1 protein-coding gene is annotated in these 2,183 nt (G+C 70.9%); it reads left to right on the forward strand.

Annotated elements, in window-relative coordinates:
* Positions 1-2,183 (forward strand): putative Ig domain-containing protein (locus DMC18_RS22085; protein WP_199232608.1); only part of this gene is annotated, 2,183 nt, incomplete at both ends.

The following is a 2,183-nucleotide window of genomic DNA, read 5'->3' on the forward strand; positions in this document are numbered from 1 at the left end:
TTCGGCGGGCACCTACGACATCACCGTCACGACGCCTGGCGGCACCAGCGCCACCAGCGCCTCCGACCAGTACACCTATGTCGCGCCGCCGGTCGGCAGCTCGCAGACCTACGGCTCGATCATCCCCTATAACGACGGCTCGAACGCGACGACCAACATCGACCTGTCGCTCTACATCACGGGCGGCGGCACGCCGACCAGCTACGCCGTGGGCTCGGCCACGACCGCTCAAGGCGGCTCGGTCAGCGTCAACAGCAGCGGGATCGCGACCTACACGCCCCCCGTCGGCTACCGTAACGCCAACGACAGCTTCACCTACACGGCGTCCAACGTCGGCGGCACCTCGGCGCCGGCCACGGTCACCGTGACCATCGGCAATCCGACCATCACGGTCACCCTGCCGGCCAGCACGGCCACGGTCGAACGCGTCTACAATTCGGGCGCCGCCGCCGTGACCTTCTCGGGCGGCCGGGCCAGCTACACCGTCAACAGCATCAGCGGTCTGCCCTCGGGTCTGACCGACGCCGGCGGCGGCGTCATCAGCGGCACGCCGGCGGTCAACGGGGTCTTCACGGTCACCGTCAACGTCACCGACAGCTCGCTGGGCGCGGGTCCGTACAACGCCAACACCACGGCGACCCTGACGGTCAGCCTGCCGCCGGCGCCGGTGGTCTCGTCCTTCAGCATCAACGGCCTGACCTACAACAGCGGTTCGGCCACGGCGACGACCTTCAGCGCGGCTCCGCACGCCACCGAAAGCCCGACCGGCTACCAGGTCGGCGCCTCGTCCTACGGCGCTACGGTCAGCGTCGATAGCGCGGGCCTGATGAGCTACACCCCGCCGGTCGGCTTCCGCGGCACCGACACCTTCAACTACGTCGCCACCAACGCCGGCGGCACGTCGAACGTCGGCCAGGTCTTCGTGACGGTGGACGACCCGGTGTTCTCGGTCACCCTGCCGGCCTCCACGGGCACGGTCGGCGCCGTCTACAACAGCGGCTCCTCGGTCGTGACCATCAGCGGCGGTAATCCGCCCTACAACAACTTCTCGGCCACGGGCCTGCCCGCCGGCCTGACCATGGACAGCTCGGGCGTCATCAGCGGCACCCCGACCACGGCGACCACCGCCACGGTCGTGGTCACCGTCACCGACAGCTCGGGCGGCAACGGCAGCTACACCAGCACGGCCTCGGCCAACCTGACCATCGCCGCGCCGACCATCACCCTGTCGCCCGCCTCGGGCGCCCTGCCGGGCGGCCAGGCCGGCGTCAGCTACAGCCAGACCTTCACCAGCACGGGCGGCGTCACGCCGACGACCTTCGCCGTCACCGCCGGCGCCCTGCCTCCGGGCCTGTCGCTGAGCACCAACGGCTTGGCTTCGGGCACGCCGACGTCGACGGGGACCTACAACTTCACGGTCACCGCCACCGACAGCAGCGGCAACAACTACACGGGCTCGGCCAGCTACAGCATCACGGTGAGCGCTCCGACGATCGTCGTGTCGCCCTCGACCCTGCCGGCCGGCGCCGTGGCCGCCGCCTACAGCCAGACGATCACCGCCAGCGGCGGCACGACTCCCTATGTCTTCTCTCTCGACAGCGGGACTCTGCCCGCCGGCCTGACCCTGACGACCGGCGGGGTGCTCTCGGGCACGCCGACGGAAGGCGGGTCGTTCCCGATCACCATCAAGGCGACGGACGCGACCGCGGGCGGCACGTATAGCGGCACGCAGGCCTACACCCTGGTCATCGGCGCCCCGTCGATCACGCTGTCGCCCGCTTCGGGCGCCCTGGCCGGCGGCCTCATCGCCACCGCCTACAGCGACACGATCACCGCCAGCGGCGGCACGTCGGCCTACACCTTCCAGGTGACCGCCGGCAGCCTGCCGCCCGGTCTCACCCTGTCGACCGGCGGCGCCATCAGCGGCTCGCCGACGGGTGGCGGCGCCTACAACTTCACGATCACCGCCACCGACTCCAGCACGGGTTCGGGTCCCTATACGGGCGCGGCCGCCTACAGCATCACCGTCGCCTCGCCGACGATCACGCTGTCGCCGACCTCGCTCGCCAACGGCGCGGTCGCTTCGGCCTACAGCGCCTCGATCACCGCCAGCGGGGGCACCACGCCCTACAGCTACGCGGTGACCAGCGGCGCCCTGCCGGCCGGCGTCACCCTGTCGACCG

The sequence above is a fragment of the Caulobacter sp. D5 genome, assembly GCF_003185805.1.
Lineage (GTDB): Bacteria > Pseudomonadota > Alphaproteobacteria > Caulobacterales > Caulobacteraceae > Caulobacter.